Source organism: Mesorhizobium sp. M7A.F.Ca.AU.001.01.1.1 (genome assembly GCF_004022735.1).
GTDB classification, from domain to species: Bacteria; Pseudomonadota; Alphaproteobacteria; order Rhizobiales; family Rhizobiaceae; genus Mesorhizobium; species Mesorhizobium ciceri.
The window spans coordinates 1-736 of record NZ_RZPF01001282.1; the positions used below are offsets into that span (position 1 = coordinate 1).

A 736-nucleotide genomic window follows, 5' to 3' on the forward strand; every position below is an offset into this window, starting at 1 on the left:
CATGCTTTCATCGTCAGCAGAATCCTGCTGCGGATGATCAACGAGGCGATGTACACGATCTATGAGGGTGTAGATCGCATCGTTGATCATCGGCATCAGGATGCGGTTGACGATGAAAGCAGGAAAATCCTCCGAGACCGTGATCGTCTTGTCGAGCTGCTTCACATAGGTCTTGGCTGCCTCGAAGGTCTGGTCCTCGGTGGCGATGCCGCGCACCAGTTCGACCAGCTTCATCAGCGGCACCGGGTTCATGAAATGTATGCCGATGAACCGCTCGGGCCGGTCGGTCTGCGCGGCAAGCCGCGTGATCGAGATCGACGAGGTGTTGGTCGCCAGGATGGCTTCGGGATTGAGCTGCGGACAAAGCTGGGCGTAGATCTTGCGCTTGACCGTCTCGTCCTCGGTCGCCGCCTCGATCACCAGGTCAGCACCCGCAAGATCGGCCATCGCGGGCGCGGCCGAAATGCGGCCCATCGCATCGTTGCGCACCTTCTCGTCGAGCTTGCCGGACCCCACCTGGCGGGCCATGTTGCCGCTGATCGTGGCGATGCCCTTCTCGATGCGGTCGGGCGAGATATCGTAGATCAATACCTTGTAGCCTGAAAGCGCGGAGACATGGGCGATGCCGCCACCCATCTGGCCCGCGCCGATGATGCCGATCGTCTCGATCTTGCTCATTACACCGATCCCGTCCTGAACCCTTCCGCTTGAACTGCGAAAGCGCTCCACCTTTTAT

Annotated in this window: 1 protein-coding gene; it reads right to left on the bottom strand. The window is 59.9% G+C overall.

Annotation, left to right across the window (positions count from 1 at the left end; translation table 11 throughout):
- Nucleotides 1-678 (bottom strand): 3-hydroxyacyl-CoA dehydrogenase NAD-binding domain-containing protein (locus EN884_RS37665; protein WP_206617782.1); only part of this gene is annotated, 678 nt, incomplete at its 3' end.
- Nucleotides 679-736 lie beyond the last annotated feature (58 nt).